Origin of the sequence: Luteimonas sp. TWI662, assembly GCF_039673825.1 — a bacterium.
In the GTDB taxonomy this organism is placed as follows: domain Bacteria; phylum Pseudomonadota; class Gammaproteobacteria; order Xanthomonadales; family Xanthomonadaceae; genus Luteimonas.
The window spans coordinates 93,643-117,299 of record NZ_JBDJMI010000005.1 but is presented as its reverse complement, the minus strand read 5'-3'; the positions used below and the strand labels follow the sequence as shown (position 1 = coordinate 117,299).

22 protein-coding genes and 1 tRNA gene are annotated in these 23,657 nt (G+C 71.5%); 4 read left to right on the top strand and 19 right to left on the bottom strand.

Annotated elements, in window-relative coordinates:
- Positions 1 to 36: 36 nt before the first annotated feature.
- From hisF to ABE488_RS05875, 8 genes are read right to left on the bottom strand one after another with little or no spacing between them, the layout of a single operon-like run.
- Positions 37 to 810, bottom strand: a complete 774-nt coding sequence (gene hisF, locus ABE488_RS05910; protein ID WP_346447478.1) for an imidazole glycerol phosphate synthase subunit HisF — start codon at positions 808 to 810, stop codon at positions 37 to 39.
- Positions 804 to 1,541: a 1-(5-phosphoribosyl)-5-[(5-phosphoribosylamino)methylideneamino]imidazole-4-carboxamide isomerase gene (gene hisA / locus ABE488_RS05905; protein ID WP_346447477.1), complete on the bottom strand. Its 738-nt coding sequence runs from the start codon at positions 1,539 to 1,541 to the stop codon at positions 804 to 806. The genes hisF and hisA overlap by 7 nt, the downstream gene beginning before the upstream one ends.
- The gene (hisH, locus tag ABE488_RS05900; protein ID WP_346444714.1) at positions 1,538 to 2,155 is read right to left on the bottom strand and encodes an imidazole glycerol phosphate synthase subunit HisH; all 618 of its coding nucleotides are present in this window, start codon (positions 2,153 to 2,155) and stop codon (positions 1,538 to 1,540) included. The genes hisA and hisH overlap by 4 nt, the downstream gene beginning before the upstream one ends.
- Entirely contained in the window at positions 2,152 to 3,231 is a 1,080-nt protein-coding gene (gene hisB, locus ABE488_RS05895; RefSeq protein WP_346447476.1) for a bifunctional histidinol-phosphatase/imidazoleglycerol-phosphate dehydratase HisB, read from the bottom strand. The genes hisH and hisB overlap by 4 nt, the downstream gene beginning before the upstream one ends.
- Positions 3,228 to 4,310 carry a histidinol-phosphate transaminase gene (hisC, locus tag ABE488_RS05890; RefSeq protein WP_346447475.1) on the bottom strand — a complete coding sequence of 361 codons (1,083 nt, stop codon included), beginning with the start codon at positions 4,308 to 4,310 and terminating at the stop codon, positions 3,228 to 3,230. Before hisC ends, hisB begins: the two co-directional genes overlap by 4 nt.
- Positions 4,307 to 5,644, bottom strand: a complete 1,338-nt coding sequence (gene hisD / locus ABE488_RS05885; RefSeq protein WP_346447474.1) for a histidinol dehydrogenase — start codon at positions 5,642 to 5,644, stop codon at positions 4,307 to 4,309. Before hisD ends, hisC begins: the two co-directional genes overlap by 4 nt.
- Positions 5,641 to 6,555 (bottom strand): ATP phosphoribosyltransferase, encoded by a 915-nt coding sequence (gene hisG / locus ABE488_RS05880; RefSeq protein WP_346447473.1) that lies wholly within the window; start codon positions 6,553 to 6,555, stop codon positions 5,641 to 5,643. The genes hisD and hisG overlap by 4 nt, the downstream gene beginning before the upstream one ends.
- 9 nt (positions 6,556 to 6,564) lie before the next feature.
- Positions 6,565 to 6,894: a YerC/YecD family TrpR-related protein gene (locus tag ABE488_RS05875; protein ID WP_346447472.1), complete on the bottom strand. Its 330-nt coding sequence runs from the start codon at positions 6,892 to 6,894 to the stop codon at positions 6,565 to 6,567.
- Between the two features lie 225 nt (positions 6,895 to 7,119).
- Between ABE488_RS05875 and ABE488_RS05870 the strand changes: the two genes are divergently transcribed.
- The gene (locus ABE488_RS05870) at positions 7,120 to 7,443 is read left to right on the top strand and encodes a tetratricopeptide repeat protein (RefSeq protein ID WP_346444724.1); all 324 of its coding nucleotides are present in this window, start codon (positions 7,120 to 7,122) and stop codon (positions 7,441 to 7,443) included.
- A 103-nt stretch (positions 7,444 to 7,546) separates the two neighbouring features.
- Here the strand turns inward: ABE488_RS05870 and ABE488_RS05865 are convergent, their stop codons facing one another.
- Genes ABE488_RS05865 through cydD form a run of 5 tightly spaced genes read right to left on the bottom strand, consistent with a single transcriptional unit; the run spans position 7,547 to position 14,685 of the window.
- Positions 7,547 to 7,909, bottom strand: coding sequence for a hypothetical protein (locus ABE488_RS05865; RefSeq protein WP_346447471.1), 363 nt, complete (start codon positions 7,907 to 7,909; stop codon positions 7,547 to 7,549).
- Positions 7,906 to 9,822 carry an aromatic amino acid lyase gene (locus ABE488_RS05860; protein ID WP_346447470.1) on the bottom strand — a complete coding sequence of 639 codons (1,917 nt, stop codon included), beginning with the start codon at positions 9,820 to 9,822 and terminating at the stop codon, positions 7,906 to 7,908. Before ABE488_RS05860 ends, ABE488_RS05865 begins: the two co-directional genes overlap by 4 nt.
- Before the next feature lie 40 nt (positions 9,823 to 9,862).
- Positions 9,863 to 11,248: a histidine--tRNA ligase gene (gene hisS, locus ABE488_RS05855; protein ID WP_346447469.1), complete on the bottom strand. Its 1,386-nt coding sequence runs from the start codon at positions 11,246 to 11,248 to the stop codon at positions 9,863 to 9,865.
- Positions 11,249 to 11,287: 39 nt separating this feature from the next.
- Positions 11,288 to 12,970: a thiol reductant ABC exporter subunit CydC gene (gene cydC / locus ABE488_RS05850; RefSeq protein WP_346447468.1), complete on the bottom strand. Its 1,683-nt coding sequence runs from the start codon at positions 12,968 to 12,970 to the stop codon at positions 11,288 to 11,290.
- A complete protein-coding gene (cydD, locus tag ABE488_RS05845; protein ID WP_346447467.1) occupies positions 12,967 to 14,685 on the bottom strand; it encodes a thiol reductant ABC exporter subunit CydD in 1,719 nt (572 codons plus the stop codon). The genes cydC and cydD overlap by 4 nt, the downstream gene beginning before the upstream one ends.
- A 185-nt stretch (positions 14,686 to 14,870) precedes the next feature.
- On the opposite strand from cydD, the gene ABE488_RS05840 reads away from it, so the two are divergent.
- Together ABE488_RS05840 and ABE488_RS05835 are read left to right on the top strand one after the other, a co-directional pair.
- Positions 14,871 to 14,947, top strand: a tRNA-Pro gene (locus ABE488_RS05840).
- Between the two features lie 84 nt (positions 14,948 to 15,031).
- Positions 15,032 to 16,276, top strand: coding sequence for an MFS transporter (locus tag ABE488_RS05835; RefSeq protein WP_346447466.1), 1,245 nt, complete (start codon positions 15,032 to 15,034; stop codon positions 16,274 to 16,276).
- A 17-nt stretch (positions 16,277 to 16,293) separates the two neighbouring features.
- Here the strand turns inward: ABE488_RS05835 and ABE488_RS05830 are convergent, their stop codons facing one another.
- Complete coding sequence (locus tag ABE488_RS05830; RefSeq protein ID WP_346447465.1) at positions 16,294 to 16,662, bottom strand: hypothetical protein; 369 nt, start codon at positions 16,660 to 16,662, stop codon at positions 16,294 to 16,296.
- Between the two features lie 152 nt (positions 16,663 to 16,814).
- Between ABE488_RS05830 and ABE488_RS05825 the strand changes: the two genes are divergently transcribed.
- Positions 16,815 to 18,497: an AMP-binding protein gene (locus ABE488_RS05825; protein ID WP_346447464.1), complete on the top strand. Its 1,683-nt coding sequence runs from the start codon at positions 16,815 to 16,817 to the stop codon at positions 18,495 to 18,497.
- 34 nt (positions 18,498 to 18,531) lie between these two features.
- Here the strand turns inward: ABE488_RS05825 and ABE488_RS05820 are convergent, their stop codons facing one another.
- The 5 genes from ABE488_RS05820 to ABE488_RS05800 form a co-directional block, all read right to left on the bottom strand.
- Positions 18,532 to 19,782, bottom strand: a complete 1,251-nt coding sequence (locus tag ABE488_RS05820; RefSeq protein ID WP_346447463.1) for a glutamate-5-semialdehyde dehydrogenase — start codon at positions 19,780 to 19,782, stop codon at positions 18,532 to 18,534.
- Between the two features lie 71 nt (positions 19,783 to 19,853).
- Complete coding sequence (locus ABE488_RS05815) at positions 19,854 to 20,672, bottom strand: hypothetical protein (RefSeq protein ID WP_346447462.1); 819 nt, start codon at positions 20,670 to 20,672, stop codon at positions 19,854 to 19,856.
- Positions 20,669 to 22,144 (bottom strand): PA2928 family protein, encoded by a 1,476-nt coding sequence (locus ABE488_RS05810; RefSeq protein WP_346447461.1) that lies wholly within the window; start codon positions 22,142 to 22,144, stop codon positions 20,669 to 20,671. Before ABE488_RS05810 ends, ABE488_RS05815 begins: the two co-directional genes overlap by 4 nt.
- A gap of 91 nt (positions 22,145 to 22,235) precedes the next feature.
- A complete protein-coding gene (gene proB / locus ABE488_RS05805; protein WP_346447460.1) occupies positions 22,236 to 23,384 on the bottom strand; it encodes a glutamate 5-kinase in 1,149 nt (382 codons plus the stop codon).
- A gap of 10 nt (positions 23,385 to 23,394) precedes the next feature.
- Positions 23,395 to 23,655: a YciI family protein gene (locus tag ABE488_RS05800; protein WP_346447513.1), complete on the bottom strand. Its 261-nt coding sequence runs from the start codon at positions 23,653 to 23,655 to the stop codon at positions 23,395 to 23,397.
- Positions 23,656 to 23,657: the final 2 nt, after the last annotated feature.

The following is a 23,657-nucleotide window of genomic DNA, read 5'->3' as shown; positions in this document are numbered from 1 at the left end:
TTGGGGGGCGCGGCCGTCGGGCCCTGGTCGCGAAGGTCAGACATCGCGCACCGCCACGCCGGCCGCGCGCAGCTCGCGCTTGAGGTCGGGAATCGCGATGCGGCCACTGTGGAACACGCTGGCCGCCAGCGCACCATCGACGTCGGCCTGGAGAAACGCATCGATGAAGTGGGTGGTCTCGCCTGCCCCACCCGAGGCGACCAACGGCACCTCGCACAGTGCGCGCGCCTGGCGCAGCTGCGCGATGTCGTAGCCGCGGCGCACACCGTCGTTGTCCATGCAGTTGAGCACGATCTCGCCGGCGCCCAGCCGTTGCGCTTCGACGATCCAGTCCAGCGTGCGCACCGCCAGCGCACGGGTGCGGTCCGGATCGCCGGTGTGGCTGCGCACCCGCCACTCGCCGTCAGCTTCGCGGATCGAATCGATGCCCACGACCACGCACTGCACACCGAAGGCGTCCGCCAGTTCGGCGATCAGTGCCGGGCGCTCGAGCGCCGGGGTGTTGATCGAGATCTTGTCGGCGCCGGCATGCAGCACCGCACGCGCGGTGGCGACATCGCGGATGCCGCCGGCGACGCAGAACGGAATGTCGATCAGCCGCGACACCCGTTCGACCCAACCGCGGTCGACCGAACGGCCCTGGGGACTGGCGGAGATGTCGTAGAACACCAGTTCGTCGGCGCCCGCGTCGCGGTAGCGCAGCGCGAGCTCCGCAATATCGCCCATGTCGACGTGATCGCGGAAGCGCACGCCCTTGACCACACGGCCGTCGCGCACGTCCAGGCATGGAATGATCCGCCGGCTCAGCATGTCAGCGCATCCCGCAGTGCGAAGCGGCCTTCGAGCAATGCGCGGCCAAGCACGATGCCGGCGCAGCCCTGGCTCCGCGCCGCGACGATATCGTCGAGCGCGCGCACGCCGCCCGACGCCTGGACCTGCAGCGCTGGCGCCAGCGCGCGCACATGCGCGTACAGCGCGCTGTTGGGTCCCGACAACATGCCGTCGCGGGCGATGTCGGTACTCAGCAGGTGACGCAGCCCGGCCTGCGCATAGCGCACGGCCAAGGTGTCGAGAGTGGCCTCGGCGGTCTGCGTCCAGCCGTGCACCGGCAGGCGCCAGACCCCGTCGGCACCCTGCCGCGTGTCGAGCGCGACGGTGATGCGCTCGGCACCGAAACGCTCGATCCAACCAGCCACCGCATCGGCATCGCGCACCGCGAGCGACCCGACGACCACGCGGGCGGCGCCTGCATCGAGGATCCGCGCCACATCGTCGACGCTGCGCACCCCCCCGCCGGTCTGCACCTGCAGGCCGGTGACCTGACGGATGCGCGCCAGAAGCGGCGCGAGCGTGAAGCCGCCCGCACGTGCGGCATTGAGATCGACCAGATGCAGCCACGTCGCGCCCGCGTCGGCGTAGGCCTGGATCTGGGCCAGCGGATCGTCGCTGTAGCGCGTCTCGCGCGCATAGTCGCCCTGCGCCAGCCGGACCACGCGACCATCGCGGATGTCGATGGCGGGATAGACGGTGAAACCGCTCATGCACGGACTCCAGCATCGAACGATGGAGACAGGAAGTTGCGCAGCAGCTGCGCGCCGACCGCAGCCGAACGCTCGGGATGGAACTGCGCACCGGCGACCAGGCCCCGCTGCACGGCCGCGGCGAATGGCTGGCCGTGGGCGCAGGCAAGGATGCAGTCGGCGGTCACCGGGGCTGCATAGCTGTGCACGAAGAAGGCGTGTGCACCGTCGTCGATGCCGGTGCGCAACGCGCTGTCGGCCCGCGGCTGTAGTCGATTCCAGCCCATGTGCGGCACCCGGATACCGGGGCCGCCGTGGAGCCGGGCGACCGTGCCGCGCAGCAGGCCCAGCCCCTCGACATCGCCTTCCTGCGAGCGTTCGAACAGCAGTTGCATGCCCACGCAGATGCCCAGCAGCGGCCGGTCCAGTGTCCGCAGGACCTCGACCAGATCGAGCGCCCGCAGCCGCGTCATGACCTGCGCCGCGGTGCCGACCCCGGGCAGGATCACGCGGTCTGCGCCGCGGATCGCCTCGGCATCGGTGACCAGCGCCGCCCGCACCCCCAGGCGCTCGAACGCGTAGCGCACCGAGCCGGTGTTGGCGCCGCCCGCGTCCACGATCACCACGCGCATCACAGCACGCCCTTGGTGCTCGGCAGCGCGGCCCCGTCGCGGCGCACCGCCTGGCCCAGCGCGCGGGCGAAGGCCTTGAAGCACGCTTCCACCTTGTGGTGGTCGTTGTCGCCCTCGACCTTGAGGTGCAGGTTCAACGCCGCCGAGTCGCAGACCGAGCGGAAGAAATGCGCGACCAGTTCGGTCGGCAGGTCGCCGACACGCTCGCGCCGGAATGTGCCGTCGAACACCAGGTACGGACGCCCGCCGAAGTCGAGCGCGGCGCTGGCAAGGGTCTCGTCCATCGGCAGCATGAAGCCGTAGCGGGCGATGCCACGCTTGTCGCCGAGCGCCGCGCGCAACGCCTGACCAAGCGCGATGCCGACATCCTCGACGGTGTGGTGTTCGTCGATCTCCAGGTCGCCCTCGGCCTGCACGGTCAGCGCGATGCCGCCGTGCTTGCCGATCTGATCGAGCATGTGGTCGAAGAACGGAAGCCCCGTGGACACCTGCGCATCACGCGCGGCATCGAGGTCGAGCTCGACCCGGATGCGGGTCTCGCGCGTGTTGCGCACGATGCGCGCGCAGCGCGGCGCATCACACAGCGCGTGCGCGATGCCGGGCCAGTCCCAGTCGCCGCCGAACTGCGGGGTCCGCAGCTTGAAGCCGCGGATGCCCAGGTTGTCGGCGAACTGCAGGTCGGTGTCGCGATCGCCGACCATCGCCGAGGCGTCGAGATCGATGCCGCGGTCGCGCAGGTAGTGCATCACCAGCCCCAGGCCCGGCTTGCGCGTGGGCGCGTTGTCGGCCGGCCAGCTGCAATCGACCAGCACCTCGCGGAACGTGATGCCCTGGCTTTCGAAGATCTGCAGCATCAGGTCGTTCGGGCCGTCGAAACTGGCGCGCGGGTAGCCCTCGGTGCCCAGGCCGTCCTGGTTGGTGACGATGACGAACTCGAACCCGGCATCACGCAGCCGCAGCAGTGCCGGGATCACGCCCGGCACGAAGCGCAGCTTCTCGTAGGCGTCGATCTGATAGTCGGCCGGCTCCTCGATCAGGGTGCCGTCGCGGTCGACGAACAGGATCTTGGTTCCGCTCATGCCACGACCTCCAATGTCTGCAACGCCTGGACGACACCTGCGTTCTGCGTCGGCGTACCGACCGTGATGCGCAGCGCATCGCCCAGCCCGGGCGCGGCGCGCTGGTCGCGCACGACGATGCCGGCGGCCAGCAGTGCCGCGAACGCGCGCGAGGCGTCGGCGAAGCGCACCAGCAGGAAGTTGCCGGCCGACGGATACACCTGGCGCACGCCCGGCGTCGCCGCCAGCGTGGCCGCCAACCCATCGCGCTCAGCGATCGTCTGTGCCACGCGCGCGCGGGTCTGCGCGAGCGCCGCGTCGGCGAGCCCGGCCAGCGCCAGCTCGGCGCAGGGCGTGGGCACCGGATACGGCGCCTGGCAGCGCCGCAGCACCGCGATCAACGCCGGGTCGCCGATTGCCACGCCGATCCGCGCCGCCGCCAGGCCATGCGCCTTCGACAGTGTCCGCAGCACCACCAGGTTGGCGTGGGCGTCGAGCCGCGTGGTCGCCGACGGCGCGTCGGCGAACTCCACGTAGGCCTCGTCCACGACGACGACAGCGCGCCCGTCGAGCGCAGTGGCCAACGCCGCGACATCGGCCAGCGGCACCAGGCCACCGGTCGGGTTGGACGGCGAGCACAGGAACACCAACCGCGCGCCCCGCGCGAGCGCGGTTTCGCGCACGGCATCGACATCGAGCGCAAAGCCGTCGGCGCCATCGCGCAACGGCACCTCGGCGAACGGCGCGCCCTGCAGCCGGGCGCTGACCGCGTACATGCCGAACACCGGGGGCGTCGCGAGCACGGCGTCGCGCCCGGGCACGCACAACGCACGCACCAGCAGGTCGATCGCCTCGTCGCTGCCGCGGCCGATCAGCAAGCGCGAGGCCTCCACGCCGTACAGCGCGGCCAGTCGCGCCTGCAGCGCGGGCGGCTGTGGCGCCGGATACCGGCGGCACTGGCCGTCGGCATCGCCGGGATTCGCCCACGGTGCCTCGTTGGCATTGAGCCAGATCTCGCCCTGGAGCGCCTGGGTCCGCGCCGAGGCATAGCCGGAGAATGCGCGCAGGTCGTCGCGCACCAGATCGAGCACCGTGCTCATGCGCCCGCCCTCGCCAGCCGCAGCGCGACCGCGTTGGCGTGCGCGTCCAGGCCTTCGGCGCGCGCCAGCGTCACCGCATCGGGTCCGATCGCGCGGATGCCCGCGGCGTCGGCGCTCTGCACGCTGACCAGGGTCTGGAAGCTGGACACGCCAACGCCGCTCCAGGCGCGCGCGGCGCCGCCAGTCGGCAGTACGTGGTTGGTGCCACTGCAGTAGTCGCCCAGCGCCTCGGGGGTCCAGTCGCCCAGGAACACCGAACCGGCGACCTCGACCCGGTCGAGCCAGTCACGCGGCGCGCGCAGGGCCAGGATCAGATGCTCGGGCGCATAACGGTTGCTGATGTCGAACGCGACCTCCAGCGTCGGCACCCGCAGCAACCGCGAGCGCGCCAGCGCCCGGCGCGCGATGTCGGCGCGCGGCAGCGCACCAAGCTGGGTCGCCAGCTCGACGCGCACGCGGCGCAGCAGCGCCTCGTCGTCGCTCAGCAGCAGCACTTGCGAGTCGGCCCCGTGCTCGGCCTGCGACAGCAGATCGGCCGCGACGAACGCCGCGTCGGCGCCGGCATCGGCGATCACCAGCACCTCCGACGGGCCGGCCGGCATGTCGATCGCGACCGTGCCCGACTGCGCCGCCTGCTGTTTGGCTTCGGTGACAAACGCATTGCCCGGCCCGAACAGCTTGTCGCAGGCCGGTACCGACGCGGTGCCGAACGCCATCGCCGCAATCGCCTGCGCGCCGCCGAGCTTGAATACCCGGTGCACGCCGGTCAGCCGCGCGGCGACCAGCACCGCCGGATCGGCGCTGCCGTCCGGGCGCGGCGGCGTGCACAGCACGACCTCGCGGCAACCGGCCAGCCGGGCCGGCACACCGAGCATCAATGCGGTCGAAGGCAGCGGCGCGGTCCCGGCCGGCACGTACAGCCCGACCCGCGGAATCGGCCGCACGATCCGTGCGCACTCCACGCCATCGGCGGTCTGCACGGCGTAGCCGTCGACCCTGCCCGCGACATGGAAGCGCTCGATCCGCGCGGCGGCGTTGGCCATTGCCTCGCGCAAGCGCGGCGAGACCTCGGCCTCGGCCGCGGCGAATTCGTCGGCGCCGACTTCGAAATCGTCGAGCGCGACGCGGTCGAAGCGTTCGGTCAACGCGCGCAGTGCGGCGTCGCCGCGTGTCCGCACCTCGTCGAGCACGTCGGCGACGGCCGCGCGCGTCTGCGCGGCCACGGTTTGCGTCGGGCGGCGCAGCAGTTCGGCCTGCGCTGCCGCATCGGCGGCCGACCAGTCGACGATCGCCGGAATCGCGCCGTCCAGTGAAAAGGGGGCGTTGAGGTTCATGCCAGCATCCGCTCCACCGGCAGCACCATCAGCCCGGCCGCGCCGGCCTGCTTGAGCGCCTCGAGCCGCGGCCAGGTCAGCTCGCCGTGGCACAGCACCTGCAACGCGACCGCATCGCTGCCGTCGACCTGCAGCAGCGTCGGCGGCTCGGCGTCGGGCAACAGTTTGAGCAGCGCATCGACGCCGTCGCGACGCGATTGGAACATCAGCAGGCGGCTGTCGCGCAGCCGCATCACGCCATCGAGGCGGCGCAGCAGCAGGGCGGCCAGGTCGCCCCGCACATCGGAGAACGGCTGCACCGGGCCGGCCAACACCGCCTCGCTGGTCATCAGCGTGACCGCGGGCTTGAGCTGATTGGCGGTCAACGTCGCGCCGCTGGACACCAGGTCGCAGATCACGTCGGCCTGGCCCAGCCGCGGCGCGATCTCGACCGAACCCGACAGCGTGACGATGCTCGCCTGCACCCCCTGCGCGTCGAGCCATCGCTGCAGCAGGCCTGGGTAGCTGGTCGCGATGCGGCTGCCCTGCAACTGCGCCGGGCCCGACCAGTCCTGCGACTCTGGAATCGCGATGTCGAGCCGGCAGCCGCCGAAGCCGAGCGCACGGACCGCCTTGGACACCTGCGGCAGGCCGCGCAAGGCCCGGTCGGCCGCGACCTCGTCGAGCACGTTGCGGCCGACGATGCCGTAATCGCAGACGCCATCGGCGAGTAACCCGGGGATGTCGTCGTCGCGGACCAGCAACAGGTCGACCGGCAGCGTCTCGCCGTAACAGAACAGCTTGTCGCGGCTCTCGCGCCACGACAGGCCGCATGACGCCAGCAACGCCCGCGCCGGCTCGCTGAGCCGGCCGGATTTCTGGATCGCGATACGCAGGCGGTCGCGCGCGGCGCCGCCAGTGACAGGACTCATCGGGAAGCCTCAGTGGGAATCGGGGGACGCAAAACGCCCGACACGACGCGCTGCGATCGCATAGCCGCCGGCGCCGCGGTCGAGCGTGCGTGCGACGCGGCCGACGGTGGTCACGCTGACGCCGGTGCGCTCGTGGATCTCGCGATACGGCACGCCCTGCTGCAGCAGCGGCACGACCCGCCACCGGTCGACCAGCGCCTCGAGCTCGGCCGGCGTGCACAGGTCGTCGAGGAACCGGGCGACCTCATCGGCGGTCTTCAGCGCCGCAAACGCGCGTGCCAGCGCTTGCAGCGAAGCGCTGGCTTCGTGGTCGGGCAAGGGTTCGGGGCGTTGCTTCACGGGGATCGCCGGACGTATCAATGTAATAGCGTGCTAGTACATTACGCCTTTCCGATTCGAAGTCAACCGGGCTGGCGGCGCCGTACAGCGGCGATGCACGCACTCCCCGAGCATCGCGTCATCGCCGCAGGCCGTTCGCAGGGCGCCGACTGGACCGCAGCGTTCCACCGCCCTCACCTGCCGATCCCGGAAGATCCTGCCTCGACTCTCAGATTCGGGGGCGCCATGCGCGACCGATTGCAGGCCCTGCTCGATGCCGGGCGCGACGACGCCCTGCTGCGCTTCGGGCTGGGCAATGCCTGCCTGCAGGCAGGCGACCCGGCCTCGGCCGCGACCCATCTGGCCGCCGCCACCCGGCACGATCCGGACTACTCGGCCGCGTGGAAACTGCTCGGCAAGGCGTTGCTGACGCAAGGGCGCGACGCGGATGCCGAAGCGGCCTGGCGCGCCGGGCTCGACGCCGCGGCGCGGCGTGGCGACGTGCAGTCGTCCAAGGAGATGACGGTGTTCCTGCGGCGGATCGAGCGCGCACGCCAGGCGAAGGCCTGATCCACCAGCCAAAACAGAACCGGCAGAACCGGGGTCAGAGTGGATTTCTTTCCAGAAATCCACTCTGACCCAGGTTCTTGGACCCCGGTTCTTGAGAGGTGTGTCAGTCGGCGCGCGTGCGGGCCTGCATCCCCAGCCAAGCCAGTGCGACCCCCGAGAACGCGGCGATCGAGGACAGGAACACCCGGGTGGCGAGGAAATTGGGATCGTGGATCTTCTGCAGCGCGATGCGCGCATAGACCGGCGATTCGAGCTTGACCGCGCCCATGTAGAACAGGTGCCAGGCATCGATGCCGACCGCGATCGCGAGCGCGCCCAGGCTGCTCCACGCGATCGAATGCCCGTGCGCCCAGCGGTAGCGCGCGCTCAGCCAGTGGAACAGCAGATAGCATAGCGCACCGACCGCCATCGCGATCAGCGCAGCCTCCAGCACCCCGAGCCAGCCGAAATGCAGCGGCAGGTTCACGCCGCAGGCCCGGTGGCCGGCACCCGCCAGCGCGGCAGCACGCCCAGCAGGGTGCCGTCGGCGACCAGGCGCACGGCGGCGGCGACTTCACCGTCGAGCGCGCGGTCGCGGTCGAGGAACGGGATCGCCTCGCGGATGCGCGCATGCGCCTCGGCGACGATCGCGCCGGGGTGGAACGGTGCGCACGCGGCGAGCTCGACGCGCAGCGCCTCGACCTCGTCGAGGAAGCCGGCGTGCGTCGCGCGATCCTGCGCCGGGCCGCCCTGCACCTTCGTCGCCAGCACCTGGGCATCGCCCCGGCCCGCGAGGTCGCGCGCGGCGTTGATCATGTCCATCCGCAGGTCCAGCGCCTGGGCTGCGGTGTAGAGCTCCAGCGCGAGCACCTTGCCCAGGTCGTCGGCCATCGCCAGCACATGACGCGCCTCGTTGGTGCCCATCGAGACGTGGTCTTCGGCGTTGGCGCTGGTCGGCACCGAGTACACACTGGCCGGGTGCGCGCGCGTGGCCAGGTCGTTGACCAGCGCCGCCGCGGTGTACTGCACGATCATGAAACCCGACTCGGTGGCGTCCTCGTTGCCGATCAAAAACGCCGGCAGCCCGTCGTTGGTCGCCGGGTCGACGAGCTTGGCCAGCCGGCGCTCGGAGATCGACGCCAGCACCGGGATCGCCGCCTTGACGTAGCTCATCGCCAGCGCCAGCGGCATGCCGTGGAAATGGCCGGCCGAGATCACCTGCTGCTCGACGTGCTCGGCCTCGCGGCCCGGGAACACCAACGGGTTGTCGGTGACCGCGTTGAGCTCGACGTCGAACACGCGCTTGGCCTGCTCAACCGCGTCGCGCACCGCGCCGTGCACCTGCGGGATGCAGCGCAGCGAGTAGGCGTCCTGCGGCTGGTGCTTCTTGCCGCCACGGAACGGCCGGAACCGGGCATAGAACTTCTCGCGACCATGGCGCTGATCGCTCGGCACCCAGTCCCAGCCGATGTCGAAGCGCAGCGCCTGGGCCTGCGCGGTGTCCCAGCTCGACGGCAGCCACGGCCGGAACTTCGGCACCAGGTGGTAGGCGATGTCGGCCAGCGTCGAGCCGTCGAGCAGCTCGCGCAGGTGCGCGGCGACCTCGACCTGGCCCGGATGCGGGCGCAGCGCGTGGACATCGGCGTCGAATGCGCCGAGCCGGCCGGCGAAGGCATCGATGGTCATCGCCGCGGCCAGATCGGCGGTGTCGAGCAATGCGTCGAGCCGATGCAGCGCCAGCACGCCAGTGGCGAGCATCTGCGCAGTGCCGTTGTTGAGCGCCAGGCCCTCCTTGTACGACAGCGTGACCGGTGCCAGGCCGGCGCGCCGCAGTGCGTCCGCGCCGGACATGCGCTCGCCCGCGAAGAACGCCTCGCCGCCCCCCAGCAGCACGATCGCCAGGTGCGACAGCGGCGCCAGGTCGCCCGAGGCACCGACCGAGCCCAGCCCCGGCACCACGGGCACGATGCCGGCGTTGAGCAGGTCGGCCAGCGCCTGCAGCGTCGCCACACGGATGCCCGAATGGCCCTTGAGCAACGTGTTGATGCGGATGCACAGCATCGCGCGCACCACCTCCGGCGCCAGCGGCTCGCCGACGCAGACCGCGTGAGTGACGATGAGGTTGTGCTGCAGTTCCTCGTGCAATGCGCGCCCCGAAGGCGTGGCGCCCGGCAGGTCGTCGCGCAGCGGGCGCGCGCCGAGCAGGCGGTCGGCATTGCTGCCAAAGCCGGTGGACACGCCATAGATCGGTTCTTCGCGGCGCACCTGCTCGGCAAGGAAGTCGGCTGCGTTCGCCACTGCGTGCAGCGCCTGGTCGTCGAGCTCGACCGGCGCGCCGTGGGCGACGATCACCAGTTGCGCGCGGGTCAGCGAGCGGCCGTCGAGACGGATGGCTTTCATCAATGTGCTCCTTTGCAGACGACGGCGACGCGCAGGCCGATCACGGCATCGATCTCGCCTGCTCCCGCTCGACCAGCAATGTGCGCGGCAGGTCGTCGTCGGCCACCTCGAACTGCTCGCCGCGGCGCAGATCCTTGACCGCAACCACGCCGCGCGCCGCTTCCTCGTCGCCGCGGATCACCACGAAGCGGATGCCGGCGCGATCGGCGTACTGCATTTGCTTGGCGAGCTTGCGCGGTTCGAGCTGGGTCTCGACGTTGAGCCCGGCACTGCGCAGGCGCTGCGACAGCGCCAGTGCCGACGGCAGGCCGGCATCGTCGAACAGCGTCACCAGCACGTCGACCGAGCTGTCGGCGGTGTGCACCAGGCCCGCCTCGCGCAGCTGCCAGAACAGCCGGGTCAGGCCGATCGAGATGCCCACGCCCGGCAGCTTGGACTTGGTGTAGTGGCTGGCGAGGTTGTCGTAGCGTCCGCCCGAACAGATCGAACCGATCTGCGGGTGCGCATCGAGCACGGTCTCGTAGACCATGCCGGTGTAGTAATCCAGGCCACGCGCGATCGACAGGTTCAGCGCGTAGCGCGACTCGGGCACGCCGAGCGCACGCAGCTGGTTGAGCAGATCGCGCAGTTCGTCGCGCCCTTCCTCGAACAGCGCCGTGCCGGCGCCGAGCGCGTCGAGCTTGGCCAGGGCGTCGTCATGGCCGATCGAGCGCACGCGCGAGAACGCCAGCAGGCGGTCGGCGACCGCATCCGACAAACCGAACTCGGCGCCGGTCAGCGTCGCACGCACCGCATCCTCGCCGCGCTTGTCGAGCTTGTCGATCTCGCGCAGCACGGTCACCTGCTGCGCGTCGTCGATGCCCTGCCCTTCGAAGTAGCCGCGCAGCAGCTTGCGGTGGTTGAGCTGGATCGTGAATTCGCCAATGTCGAGCGCAGCGAACACCGCGCTGATCACCGCCGGCACCTCGGCGTCATAGCGCGGCGACAGCGTGTCCTTGCCGATCACGTCGATGTCGCACTGGTAGAACTCGCGGAAGCGTCCGCGCTGGGCGCGCTCGCCGCGGTAGACGCGCTGCATCTGGTAGCGGCGGAACGGGAATGCCAGGTCGTGCTCGTGCTCGGCGACGTAACGCGCCAACGGCACGGTCAGGTCGAAGCGCAGCGCCAGTTCCGGCAGGCCGTCGGCCTGGCCGCTGTCGGCCGATTTGGCGAGCGCACCGGTCGACTGCACGAAGTAGACCTGCCGCTCGGTCTCACCGCCCGACTTGGTCAGCAGGGTCTCCGACAGTTCGAACACCGGCGTCTCGATCGGCAGGAACCCGAAACCTTCGAACGTGCGGCGGATCGTGTCCAGCATGCGCTGGAACGCGATCTGGTCGCGCGGCAACAGTTCCATGACGCCGGGCGGGGTCCGGGGCTTGATCATGCGGGCAGCTCGTCGGTGATGCGGAGGAAGACCGCCATTCTAGGGCGTGTCGGCATGCAGGTGCCCGTCGCGCAGCCACAGGTGGCGGTCCGCCAGCCCCGGCGGCACCGCGCCGTGGGTGATCAGCAGCAGGCTGCGGCCATCGAGCAGATCGGGCAGTTCGCGCAGCAGCGCATCGGCCGTGTCGTGGTCCAGGCCCTCGGTCGGTTCGTCGAGCACCACCAGCGCGGCCTCGCGCAGCAGCGCACGGGCCAGCGCCAGCCGCCGCGCCTGCCCCCCGGACATCGTGATGCCGGCCTCGCCGACCCAGGCATCGAGCCCGCCCAGCGCGCGCGCCCAGTCGGCCAGCCGCACCCGCGCCAGCATCGCCCACAGCTGCGCGTCGTCGGCCTGCGGCGCACCGAACACCAGGTTGTCGCGCACACTGCCGGCGAACACCGGAGCGTTCTGCGGCAACCAGGCGATCCGCGCGAACCAGTCGCGCTGGCGCACGTGACGCAGGTCGACGCCGCCGAACGTCAGCGTGCCCGCGTCGGGCTCGGCACTGCGCAGCAGCAACGCCGCCAGCGTGGACTTGCCGCCGCCGCTGTCGCCACCGATCGTCACGCGCTCGCCCGGCGCGACCGAAAGCGTCAGCCCGCGCAGCACCGGCCGGTCCTGGCCCGGCCAGGCGAAGGTCACCTCGTCGAAATGCAGCGCCCCGGCGGCCGGCAAGGCCACCGGCGCCGCGGGATCGACGACCGTCGGCTCGGTGCCGGCCACCGCGTCCAGACGCGCGATCGATGCACGTGCAGCCAGCAGCGCCTGCCAGGCCAGGCCGGCCCCGGCCCAGGCCTCGAACAGCCCGATCGCGAGGAAGAACAGCGCCGCCGCATGCGCGGCCGGCAGCGCCCCGCCCAGCGCGCAGGCGCCGACGATCCACAAGGTGCCGACCAGGCCAACACCGGTCGCCACCCCATGCCACAGGCCGCCGTCCGCCAGCTGCCGCCGGCGCACGCGCTCGGCATCGCCCACCGCTTGTGCGTCGGCATCGACGCGGGCCAACCAGCCATCGGCCACGCCCAGTGCTGCCAGATCGGCCTGCCCGTCGTAGAGCTCATGCAGGCGGGCGCGCAGCTCGGCCCGGCGCCGCGCCCGCTCGGCCTCGGCCGCCGACCGCCCGCGGGCGACCAGCCAGGGCACGCCGAGCCCGGTGGCCAGCGCGACCAGCGCCAGCCAGGCCGCGGTCGGCGGGTGCAGCCAGGCGGCAACGCCCAGGCCCGCCACGCCGAGCGCGAGCAGTGCCAGCAATGGGCCGGTCGCGCGCAACAGCAGACCGTCCACCGCGTCGATGTCGCCCAGCAGCCGCGCCAGCAGATCGCCGGTGCGCAGGCGCCCCAACTGGCCGGGCGTGAGCCGCAGCGCGCGTGCGAAGAACCAGCTGCGCAGGTCGCGGGCGATGCGCAGCATCGCGTCGTGGCCGGCGAGCTTTTCGACATAGCGCGACGCGATGCGCGCGAAGGTCAGCGCCCGGATGCCGGCCGACGGGGTGAAGAAGTTGAAGCTGCCCAGGGTGCCGAAGGTCAGCGCGCTCGCCGCGATGAAGCCACCCGACAGCCCCAGCAGCGCGACGCCGGACACCAGCGTCAGCGCCAGCAGGCCGATCGCCGCAGCCACGCGCCCGCGATGGCGACGCAGCAGCATGCGGGTGCTGGCGATGGCGCGATCGGAGGCCGCGCTCATCGCACCGACTCCACGGGCGACTCAAGCGGCGCCACCAGCGGACCCGGCAAGCGCCAGACCGCGTCGGCCCAGTCCATGACGGCCTGGCTGTGCGTGGCGACGATCACGGTGCAGTCGCGCAGCGAAGCGTTGAGTGCGGCCAGAAGGTCGGCTTCGGTCGCAGGATCCAGAAACGCCGTCGGCTCATCGAGCAGCAGCAACTGCGGCCGCAGCAGCAACGCGCGCGCCAGCGCCACACGACGCGCCTGCCCACCCGACAGCCCGAAGCCATGCTCGCCGATGGGCGTGTCCAAGCCCTCGGGCAGGCGCGCGGCAAACCGCATGACCTGCGCGATCTGCGCCGCCTCGTGCACCGCAGCCTCATCGGCCTGCGGCGCGCCGATGCGCAGGTTGTCGCGCAGGCTGCCCTGGAACAGCCACGGCCGCTGCCCGGCCAAGGCGATCCGGGTGCCGGCCGTCACGTGGATGCGACCGCACTCGGGCGGCAGCCAGCCGGCGAGCGCGTCGAGCAGCGTGCTCTTGCCGCCGCCGCTGGGCGCGACGATCGCCAGGCGCTGCCCGGCCGGGATATCGCGCGAGGCGCCGGCCAGCGCCGGCATTGCAGCGCCGGGATGGCGCAGCGTGATCGCCTCGATCCGCACCGCCGGCGCACCGGTCGCCACCGGTGCGGGATCGATCGCCGGCGCGGCATCGAGCGCAGGCCGGGTGCCGTCGAACGCGGCCTCGACCTCGGCGACCGCGGCCAGTGCGTTCGCACGATCGTGGTAATGCCCGGCCAGACGACGCATCGGCCCGTGGAACTCCGGCGCCAGCAGCAGGCAGAACAGGCCGGTCGCCAGGCTCGGGGCCGGGTCGCGCAACGCGATCAGCCCCAGATAGCTGAAGCCGAAATACAGCGCCACCAGCGCGACGCTGACCGAGGCGAAGAACTCGAGCACCGTCGAGGACAGAAACGCGATGCGCAGCACGCGCATGCTGCGCACGCGGATGGTTTCGGTGGCCTCGCCGACCTGCGCCAGCTCCGCTTCACCGCGGCCGTAGACCCGGATCAGGTCGAGCCCACGCAAGCGATCGGTGAAATGCGCGCCGGCCCTGGCGAGCGCCGACAGCTGCGCGCGGCCGGCGGCCTCGGCGCGCATGCCGATCAGCGCCATGAAGAACGGCGCCAGCGGCGCGGCCGCCAACAGCAGCAGACCGACGATCCAATCGGCGGCGAACACCGCCACCAGCAGCACCGGCGGCACCAGCATCACCTCGGCGCGCGCGAGCAGGTAGCCGCCGAAGTACGGCGCGGCGGCATCGACATGGCCGGTGGACAGCGCGACCAGTTCGCCGCTGCGGCGCCCCCGCAGCCACACCGGACCGCGCGCGATCGCTGCACGTGCCAGCCCCACGCGCATGCGCGTCAGCGTGTCCTCGACCGCATCGGCGGCCGCGCGCTGCCCGATCCATCCCAGCAGCGTGCGCGCCAGCAAGGCGACCGCCAGCAGCGCGAGCGGCGCACGCAGCGCATCGAGTCCGCGTCCGTCGATCAGCGCCGCATCCAGCCCCCAGGCGATCGCCGCGGCCTGGGGCACCAGCAGCCAGCCGGCGAGCACTTGGCTGGCCTGGGCCACGCGATGGCGCGACCGGCTCGGCAGCAGTTGCGCATCGAGCCATTGCAGGCGAAGACGACGAGGACCGGTCGGGTCCTTTCCTTGCGGCGGCGAGGTCATGAATCGGAAACATCCAGCAGCGGATGACGGCGACCCCATTGTCGGTATCGCGTCGTGCCCGCTATTATCGCAGCCCGCCGCGCCGACGACGCCACCGCCCTCCTCCAGAGGCCGATCGCCCCCCGTCGAACACGCCCCCCTTGCCCTGGTGACGGGTGCATCGGTAGAATGCGCGGCTCACCTGTCGGGGTGTAGCTCAGTCTGGTAGAGCGCTACGTTCGGGACGTAGAGGTCGCAGGTTCGAATCCTGTCTCCCCGACCAATCTGGTGATCCGAAACCGGCCGTCGTGCCGGTTTTCGTTTATCTAAGGCCGTGCCCGGTTCGCGGCATGCGATGCCGCCCGCCATGACCCCCACGCCCCACACCGTCCGTCCACCGATCGCCTTGCGCACGGTGCGCCTGGTGGTGCTGCTGGGCATCGCGCTGTCAGCCTTCAACCTGCGCACCGCGGTGACCTCGCTGACCCCGCTGCTCGACCTGCTCGGCGCCCAATTCGGCTTCGGCTCGGCCACTGCAGGCGTGCTGGGCATGCTGCCCACCGCGGCCTTCGCCGTCTTCGGCGTGACCACGCCGATGCTCGCGCGCCGCGTCGGCATCGAGCGCACGGCATTGCTGGCGATGCTGCTCGCCACTGCCGGTCTGGTGCTGCGCTCGTGCGCCGGTGGCGTGGGCCTGCTGATGGCCGGGTCGATCGTCGCGCTGGCCGGTATGGGCATCGGCAACGTGGTGCTGCCGCCACTGGTCAAACGCTACTTCCCCGATCGGGTCGGCGCGGTCTCCACGCTCTACATCACCGTGTTGCAGTTGGGCACGATGCTGCCCGCACTGCTGGCCGTGCCGCTGGCCGAGGCCGCCGGCTGGCGGGTGGCGCTCGGCGCCTGGACCTTGACCGCGCTGGCCGCGGCGTTGCCGTGGGTCGGCCTGCTGGCGATGGCGCGGCGACGCGGCAGCGGCGTCCGCGTCGATGGCCCGTCGACCGCCGTGGCCAGCGTCCCGTCCGGCGGCGCGCGCGGCCGGGCATGGCGTTCGCCGGTCGCCTGGGGCATGGCGATGATGTTCGGCACCACCTCGCTGATCACCTACGCGATGTTCACCTGGCTGCCGACTCTGCTCAGCGAAGCCGGCGCCTCGCCCGCATTCGGCGGCACGATGGTGGCGTTGTTCTCCGCGCTCGGCCTGGTCAGCGCACTGGGCATGCCGGCGCTCGCGGTGCGCGTGCGCAATCCGTTCGCGATCGTGCTGCTGTGCGCCTGCTGCCACATCGCCGCGTTCTCCGGCCTGCTGCTGGCGCCGATGGCCGCGCCGGTGCTGTGGGTCGTGCTGCTGGGTCTGGGCCCGTCGACGTTTCCGCTGGCGCTGACGCTGATCAACCTGCGCACGCGCACACCCGCCGGCTCGGCCGCGCTGTCGGGCTTCATGCAGGGCGTGGGCTACACGCTCAGCTGCGCCGGACCCTTGCTGTTCGGCGTGCTGCACGGTGCGACCGGCGGTTGGCACTGGCCATTCGCGATGCTCTACGGCTTCGTCGGCGTGTTGTTGGTCGGCGGCTGGCTGGCCTGCAAGCCGCGTGCACTCGAGGACAGCTGGTAAGCGACGCGTTCCGGCGGTCAGCGGTTCGCGCGCCCGTCGCCGCGCGCGGCCCAGCGCAGAAATCGCCGGTACAGCCAATAGAACACGCCGAGCAACGGCAGCGGCAACAGCACCAAGGTCACCACGCGCGCCGGCTGCGACAGATCCGGCGCCAGCACATCGACGCCAGCCGCATCGAGCAGCAGAACGGTCGCCAGCAGCGACCACAGATTGCACATCAGCAGCGCCATGCCGCGATAGAACAGTCGGTGCGGACGCGAGGGATGGTCGATGCCCGCCTCGGCCGGACGCAGCACGAACATGCCTTGCATCAACGCCACCTGGCCGACGATGCCGCCGAACAGTTGGAAGAGAAAGACGAAGGGGATCAACAGACAGCGGTCCATATCCGGCGAGGCCAATCGCAGGTATCGGTGGTCGCGTTCGGTCACAGACGCCTGAATCTGCGCAGCGCGGCGGCTGCACCGCAGTCGCTGCGCCGTGAACTTCCCGGGCGGGCCTCGTATCCTGCGCACTCACGATAGCGCAGCCGATTCCCATGGACCAAACGCCCAGCCACGTCACCGGCCCCAGCGAGACGCCCCTGCTCGAGGAGACCGTCGGCGCGATGCTCGCGCGCGTGGCGGCCCAGCACTCCGATCGCGAGGCGCTGGTCGTCCCGTCGCAATCGGTGCGGCTCAGTTACCGCGCATTCGATGCCGCGGTAACACGGCTGGCCGCGGGCCTGCTCGCGCTGGGACTCGAACCGGGCGATCGCATCGGCATCTGGTCGCTCAACCGCGCCGAATGGGTGCTGATGCAGTTCGCGTCCGCGCGCGCCGGGCTGGTCCTGGTCAACATCAACCCGGCCTACCGTACGCACGAGCTCGAGTACGCGCTGACGCGTGTCGGTTGCGCAGCGCTGGTGCTGGCGCGTGCGTTCAAGACCTCCGACTACCTTGGCTTGCTGCGCGAACTGGCCCCCGAACTCGACAGCGCGACACCCGGCGCACTGCAGGCCGCCCGCCTGCCCGACTTGCGCCAGGTCCTGGTGCTCGGCGACGGTGACGATGTGCCCGGCACGCTGCGCTTCGACACCGTGGCCGCCTGCGACGCACCCGACGCACGCGCCCGGCTGGCGGCCTTGCAGGACCGCCTGTCCCCGGACGATGCGATCAACATCCAGTTCACCTCCGGCACCACGGGCGCGCCGAAGGGCGCGACGCTGAGCCACCGCAACATCGTCAACAACGGCTGGTTCGTCGGCGAGGCCATGCGCCTGACCGAGGCCGACCGGCTGTGCATCCCGGTGCCGTTCTATCACTGCTTCGGCATGGTGCTGGGCAACCTGGCCTGCGTCACCCACGGGGCGTGCATGGTGATTCCCGGCGAAGGCTTCGACCCGCTGACGACCCTGCAGACGGTCGAGCGCGAGCGCTGCACCGGCCTGCATGGCGTGCCGACGATGTTCATCGCCGAGCTCGACCACCCGCGCTTTGGCGACTTCGACCTGTCGTCGCTGCGCACCGGGATCATGGCCGGCTCGCCCTGCCCGATCGAGGTCATGAAGAAGGTCGTCGAGCGCATGCACATGCGCGAGGTCACCATCGCCTACGGCATGACCGAGACCAGTCCGGTGAGCTTCCAGACCACACCCGACGACCCGCTCGACCGGCGCGTCGACTCGGTCGGCCGGGTGCATCCGCACGTCGAGGTGCGCATCGTCGACAAGGACGGCGTGGTCGTGGCGCGCGGCGAGACCGGCGAACTGCAGACCCGCGGCTACTCGGTCATGCGCGGCTACTGGGGCGAACCCGCACGCACCGCCGAAGTGCTCGACGCCGACGGCTGGACGCACACCGGCGACCTGGCCACGCTCGACGCCGATGGCTACTGCCGGATCGTCGGCCGGCTCAAGGACATGCTCATCCGCGGCGGCGAGAACATCTATCCGCGCGAGATCGAGGAATTCCTGCACACCCACCCCGCCGTCGCCGACGTGCAGGTGTTCGGCGTGCCGGACGCGCGCTTCGGCGAGGAAGTCTGCGCCTGGATCCGCCTGGCCGAGGGTGCGACGTGCACCGCCGATGAGATCCGCGCGTTCTGCCGCGGCCGCATCGCCCACTACAAGATTCCGCGCGACATCGAATTCGTCGATGGCTTCCCGATGACGATCACCGGCAAGGTGCAGAAGTATCTGATGCGCGAGATCGCTTCAGGCCGCAGGTCCGCGCCGAACTGACGGCCGGCGCGTCAGGTGCAGAGCGGGCAGCCCGCTACGGGTGCCGCACCTGCCCGGCCCCCTGCACGACGAAGCGCTCGACGGTCAGCGCCTCCAGACCCATCGGCCCGTAGGCATGCAGGCGTGTGGTCGAGATGCCGATCTCCGCGCCCAGGCCCAGCTCGCCGCCGTCACTGAAGCGCGACGAGGCGTTGACCATCACCACCGCTGCGCGAAGCGCCGCGACGAAGCGGGTGGCGTTGTCGTCGTCGCGCGTGGCGATGACCTCGGTGTGGTCGGAGCCGAAGCGCTGGATGTGCGCAATCGCGTCGTCGAGCGAGTCGACCACGCGCGCGGCGATGATGAGGTCGAGGAACTCGGCGGCGTAGTCGTCCTCGCTCGCCTCGGCGACGTCGCCGGCCAGGGCGCGGACGCGCGCATCGCCGCGGACTTCGACGCCGGCCGCCTGCAAGGCCTGCACCGCACGCGGCACGAACGTCGCGGCGATGTCGGCATGCACCAGCAGTGTCTCGAGCGCGTTGCAGGCGCTGGGGCGGCTGGTCTTGCCGTCGATCAGCAGCCGCAATGCAACCTCGGGATCGGCGCTGGCATCGACGAACAGATGGCACACCCCCTTGTAGTGCTTGATCACCGGCACCCGGGCGTGCTCGGCGACGAAGCGGATCAGGCCTTCGCCGCCGCGCGGGATCGCCAGGTCGACAATCTCGTTGAGCTGCAACAGGGCGAGCATCGTCTCGCGGCGCAGGTCGGTCACCAGGGTCAACGCGTCGGGGCCGACGCCGTGCGCGGCGATCGCCTCGCGCAGCGCGGCGGCGATCGCGGTGTTGGAGTGGATCGCCTCGCTGCCGCCACGCAGGATCACCCCATTGCCGGCCTTGATGCACAGCGCCGCGGCATCGGCGGTCACGTTCGGGCGCGCCTCGTAGATCATCGCGATCACGCCCAGCGGCACGCGCATCTTGCGCACGTGCAGGCCGTTGGGGCGCACATCGTCGCGGGTCACCTGCCCGACCGGATCGGGCAACCCCGCCACCTCGCGCACCGCCGCCGACACGCCCGCCAGCCGCACCGCGTCCAGGCGCAGGCGATCGAGCAACGCGCCGCCGGTGCCGCGCGCCTGCGCCGCCTCGAGGTCGCGCGCGTTGGCGGCCAGAATCGTCTCGGCATGCGCGTCCAGTGCATCGGCCATCGCGCGCAGCAGCGCGTCGCGTGCCGCGGTCCCCAGGCCGGCCAGCGTACGGGCGGCGTCACGGCACGCCAGGGCCTGATCGCGGATGGTCTGCATGTCGGCTCCTGTGCCCAATGAACAGGGCGCCACCCTAGCATCGCCGAGCCGGCGTCGGCGCGCCGGGGCGGCTAATCCAGCGTCGGCAACGCCACACGCGTGGGGCGTGCAGGCAGGTACAGCACCTCGAGCGTGCGCGCCGCCTCCACGCGCGCCAACCGCAACGGCGCGATCGCGCGCTTGGCGACGACCGTATGGGTGACGCCGGCACGATCGACGAAGCGCAGGCGCAGGGCGATGACGGGTGCTTCGTTGATCACCGTACCGGTGTGCTCGGCCGACAGCACCTCGGCCACCGCCGGCGCGCCGGCGTAGCGCAGCTCGACGGAGACGGGTACGACGTGGCGCCGCAGCAACCGCACGACGAACGCCAGCGCCGCCGCCAGCAGCAGCACCGCGATCGCCAGTCCGAACTCGGCCTGCCCATGACCGAACATCTCCGACCACTCGCCGCCGGCCTGGTAATGGCGCAGCCGCAGGCGCCAGGCGCACAGCGCGGCGATGCCCAGCGGCAGCAGCGGCAAGGCCCCGGCCCAGATGCCCGGGCGCGAACGCGCGCCCTCGATCACCAGTCGCGGCGCGCGACGCGGGTCCGGCGCCAGCCGCACCATCAGGCGCCCACCGGGCACGAATCGGCGCAGTTGCGGCCGGGTGTCGACCAGCGTCACCGCGTCCTGGATCCGATGCCCGCTCAGGTTGTCGAACGCCAAGGTCACCGTGGTCGCCGGGCCCGGCCCTGCGCTCGCCGCGAGCACCTCGGCCTCGCGGCGAACGCCAGCGGCGGCGATCCTGCGCAAGCGCCACCAGTGCCGCAGCGGCCACGCCGCAGCCCACAGCGCCACCAGCACCAGCAGTGCCATCGCCGCAAGCACCACCATCAGTTCGATCATCGGGTCGCCTCCGACGCCGGCGCGCCCGGCGCCAACGGCTGCGTGTCGCGTGTGCGCGCCAGGTAGCGCCAGCCGGTGCCGCTGCCCGGCTCCACCCGCAACAGCACATCCGAGCGCGCATCGTCGCTACGTCCAACGGCCAGCAGCGCGCCGTCGCGTGCGCGCCAGATCGCATCGAGCCGCTCCACCTCCAGCGCCAGCGTCCAGCGCACTTGCCCGTCCTCGCCGACCGCACTGAGCAGTTGCGGCGCACCGCGCGCCGCATGGGTGGCGTGCAGCACCAGGCGATCGCGCGCCGCGCCGACCGTCCACAGGGCGTTGTCGGCCGCGAGCGGCGCATGCCGCAGCAGGCCGCGCATCGCGTTCACGTACGCATTGCGCGCAGCGCGCGTCTGCCGTGCTTGCGCATTGGCCTGCTGCCGTTGCGCACGGTAGGCGGCCATCGCGCGCGTGTACTCCGACTGCTCGGCGCTGAACTGGCGCAGCGCGGCCGGCAGCTGCGCACGGTAGCGCGCCCGTGCCTGTCGATAGGCGGCCTCGTTGGGAAAGTCGGACGGCTCGCGCCCGAAATGCGGCATGCGCGGCGACTCGGGCTTCGGCACGTCATGTTCCGGTCCGACCTGCGACAGCGCCGTGTCGACGGCCAGCGGTGCGCGCACCGGATCACGCAGGAACACGCCGCGGATGAACACCGCCTCGCCCACCGGCGCGAAGCGATTGGTCTGGGGCGATCGCCAATCCAGTCGTCCACGCAGCATTTGACGGCGCACATCGAGCATGTCGTCGCCGGCGCGCTCGCGCCCGGCGGCCACCGCCTGCGCCTGCGCCGGTGTCGCCAGCAGCGTCCAGCTACCGTCGGCGTCGACCGCCGCCGAGGCCGACGCCAGCGCAGGCGCGGCCATCCCGGGGTCGGCTTTCTCGAACAGCGTCGCCGGATCGATCTCGTCTGCAGCCGTCGCCGCCAGCGTGTCGCCGTCGATACGCCAAGTGCGGCCCTGTACGTCGACGACGGCCAACTGCCCGGCCTGCGCGTCGTAGCGCGCCCGTTCCACCGGTGCGGCCAGGGGGCCGTCCGGCTTTTCACGGTGGCCATCGGCACGGCCGAAGGCATAGACCGCATTGCGCCAGGCGAACAGATAGCGCTGCGATGCACCCAGCAGTGCGCCGCGGCCCCAGTCGCGGCCTTGCGCATCCTCGGCGTCCAAGCGCCGGCTCCACAGCAACCGGCCGTCGCGCATGTCCACGACTTGCGCGTACTGACGCGAGCGACTGCGCACGATGCCGTTCTCGACCGCGTGCGCGCGCGTGTCCTCGAGCACGAACGCCATCTGCGGCGCGCTTGCATCGTCGAGCAGCAGCGGCCCGGACTGGATCCGGCTATCGGCATAGCGCGAGAGCTGCCAGCTCACCAGCAACGGAAGGCCGGCCACCAGCGCAAGGCCCAGGCCCACAGCCGCGACGGTCTTGAACATCGAGCCGCGCATCATCGCTCCCCCGTTGCTTCGACGCCCGCGGCGCGCGGCCGCGCCGGTCCGGCGCTCTCACCGGTCGCCAACCGCGGATTCACGTCAGCACCAGATCGTCGCGGTGGACGATATTGCCGCCGTAGCTATAGCCGAGCACCGACTCGATGTCGCGCGTGTGCCGGCGCAACAGGCGGCGGATGTCATCGGCCGAATACTGGCTGACGCCACGCGCGACCGCATCCTGGCCATCGCCATCGCGCCGCACGATCTCGACCAGGTCGCCGCGACGGAACGCCCCCTCGACCGCGACCACGCCGCCGGGCAACAGCGACGCGCCCTTCTCCACCAGCGCGTGCGCGGCGCCGGCATCGACGACCAGCGCGCCAGGCTCGGCGGGGGCGTTGCGCAGCCAGTGCTTGCGCGCCGCCAGCCGAGTGCGCAGCGCGTGGATGCGGGTGCCGGTCAGCCGGTCATGGGCCAGCGCCTCGAGCACATCGGCGCGACGGCCGTTGAACAGCACGGTCGCGATGCCGGCCGAGGCCGCGCGCTGAGCGGCTTCGAGCTTGGTGCGCATGCCGCCGGTGCCGACGCTGCTGCCCGCACCGCCCGCCACCGCGAGCAACGCCCCGCTCATCTGCGCGACCACCGGCATCGGCCGTGCGAACGGCTCGACCCGCGGGTCGGCGTCGTAGAGGCCATCGATGTCGGTGGCGATGAACAACATCTCGGCATCGACCAGCGCGGCGACGATCGCAGCGAGGTTGTCGTTGTCGCCCAGCTTGAGTTCGTCCACCGACACCGTGTCGTTCTCGTTGACGACCGGCAAGGCGCGGTGGCGCAGCAACGCCTGCAACGTGGCGCGCGCATTGAGATACCGGCGACGGTTGCGCAGGTCGTCGTGGGTCAGCAGCACCTGCGCCACGGGCCGCTCGAAGAAGCCCTGCCAGAACCCGGTCAGCCGGGCCTGGCCGAGCGCGGCCAGCGCCTGGCGCTCGGCCATCGGCGCGCCCGGCTCGCCGCCGGCCTGCAGGATCGCGCGGCCGGCGGCCACCGCCCCCGACGAGACCAGCACGACCTCGCGCCCGGCCGCATGCGCGGCGCGCACGAAGCCGGCCAGCGCGGCGGCGTACTGCGGCGACAGCCCGCCGCCATCGGCGGCCAGCAGACTGCTGCCGACCTTGAGCACCGCGCGCCGCCACGGTGGCAGCGGTTGCTCGGGGAACGCTTGCGTGTCGGAGGCGGTCATCGGCCGGATTTCAGCGGGTATGCCACTCGTGGACGATGAGATCGCTGGTCTGCTGCAGCGCCAGCGGATCGGCTGCGGCGATCGCGCGCGCTGCCTCCAGCGAGGCGACATTGCGCAACAGATACGCACCGCCGCTGCCATCACCGAAACCGCCGGTCATCTCCAGCACGCCGCGCGCGCGCAGATCATCGAGGAAGGCCTTGTGCGGTGCGATGACCGCGTCGTCGAAATCCGATCGCCGCATGGCCAGCACCAGATATCGGGTGACCATGC

What these genes read in the sequence shown, in the direction of transcription:
- hisA (WP_346447477.1), bottom strand. Translation starts at nt 1,541, where the DNA reads ATGAGCGGTTTCACCGTCTATCCCGCCATCGACATCCGCGATGGTCGC.
- ABE488_RS05820 (WP_346447463.1), bottom strand. Translation starts at nt 19,782, where the DNA reads ATGCAGACCATCCGCGATCAGGCCCTGGCGTGCCGTGACGCCGCCCGT.
- ABE488_RS05835 (WP_346447466.1), top strand. Translation starts at nt 15,032, where the DNA reads ATGACCCCCACGCCCCACACCGTCCGTCCACCGATCGCCTTGCGCACG.
- hisS (WP_346447469.1), bottom strand. Translation starts at nt 11,248, where the DNA reads ATGATCAAGCCCCGGACCCCGCCCGGCGTCATGGAACTGTTGCCGCGC.
- ABE488_RS05830 (WP_346447465.1), bottom strand. Translation starts at nt 16,662, where the DNA reads ATGGACCGCTGTCTGTTGATCCCCTTCGTCTTTCTCTTCCAACTGTTC.
- ABE488_RS05860 (WP_346447470.1), bottom strand. Translation starts at nt 9,822, where the DNA reads ATGAAAGCCATCCGTCTCGACGGCCGCTCGCTGACCCGCGCGCAACTG.
- cydC (WP_346447468.1), bottom strand. Translation starts at nt 12,970, where the DNA reads ATGAGCGCGGCCTCCGATCGCGCCATCGCCAGCACCCGCATGCTGCTG.
- ABE488_RS05815 (WP_346447462.1), bottom strand. Translation starts at nt 20,672, where the DNA reads ATGATCGAACTGATGGTGGTGCTTGCGGCGATGGCACTGCTGGTGCTG.
- ABE488_RS05800 (WP_346447513.1), bottom strand. Translation starts at nt 23,655, where the DNA reads ATGGTCACCCGATATCTGGTGCTGGCCATGCGGCGATCGGATTTCGAC.
- proB (WP_346447460.1), bottom strand. Translation starts at nt 23,384, where the DNA reads ATGACCGCCTCCGACACGCAAGCGTTCCCCGAGCAACCGCTGCCACCG.
- hisF (WP_346447478.1), bottom strand. Translation starts at nt 810, where the DNA reads ATGCTGAGCCGGCGGATCATTCCATGCCTGGACGTGCGCGACGGCCGT.
- ABE488_RS05810 (WP_346447461.1), bottom strand. Translation starts at nt 22,144, where the DNA reads ATGTTCAAGACCGTCGCGGCTGTGGGCCTGGGCCTTGCGCTGGTGGCC.
- hisG (WP_346447473.1), bottom strand. Translation starts at nt 6,555, where the DNA reads ATGAGTCCTGTCACTGGCGGCGCCGCGCGCGACCGCCTGCGTATCGCG.
- hisB (WP_346447476.1), bottom strand. Translation starts at nt 3,231, where the DNA reads ATGAGCGGAACCAAGATCCTGTTCGTCGACCGCGACGGCACCCTGATC.
- hisD (WP_346447474.1), bottom strand. Translation starts at nt 5,644, where the DNA reads ATGAACCTCAACGCCCCCTTTTCACTGGACGGCGCGATTCCGGCGATC.
- ABE488_RS05825 (WP_346447464.1), top strand. Translation starts at nt 16,815, where the DNA reads ATGGACCAAACGCCCAGCCACGTCACCGGCCCCAGCGAGACGCCCCTG.
- cydD (WP_346447467.1), bottom strand. Translation starts at nt 14,685, where the DNA reads ATGACCTCGCCGCCGCAAGGAAAGGACCCGACCGGTCCTCGTCGTCTT.
- ABE488_RS05870 (WP_346444724.1), top strand. Translation starts at nt 7,120, where the DNA reads ATGCGCGACCGATTGCAGGCCCTGCTCGATGCCGGGCGCGACGACGCC.
- hisC (WP_346447475.1), bottom strand. Translation starts at nt 4,310, where the DNA reads ATGAGCACGGTGCTCGATCTGGTGCGCGACGACCTGCGCGCATTCTCC.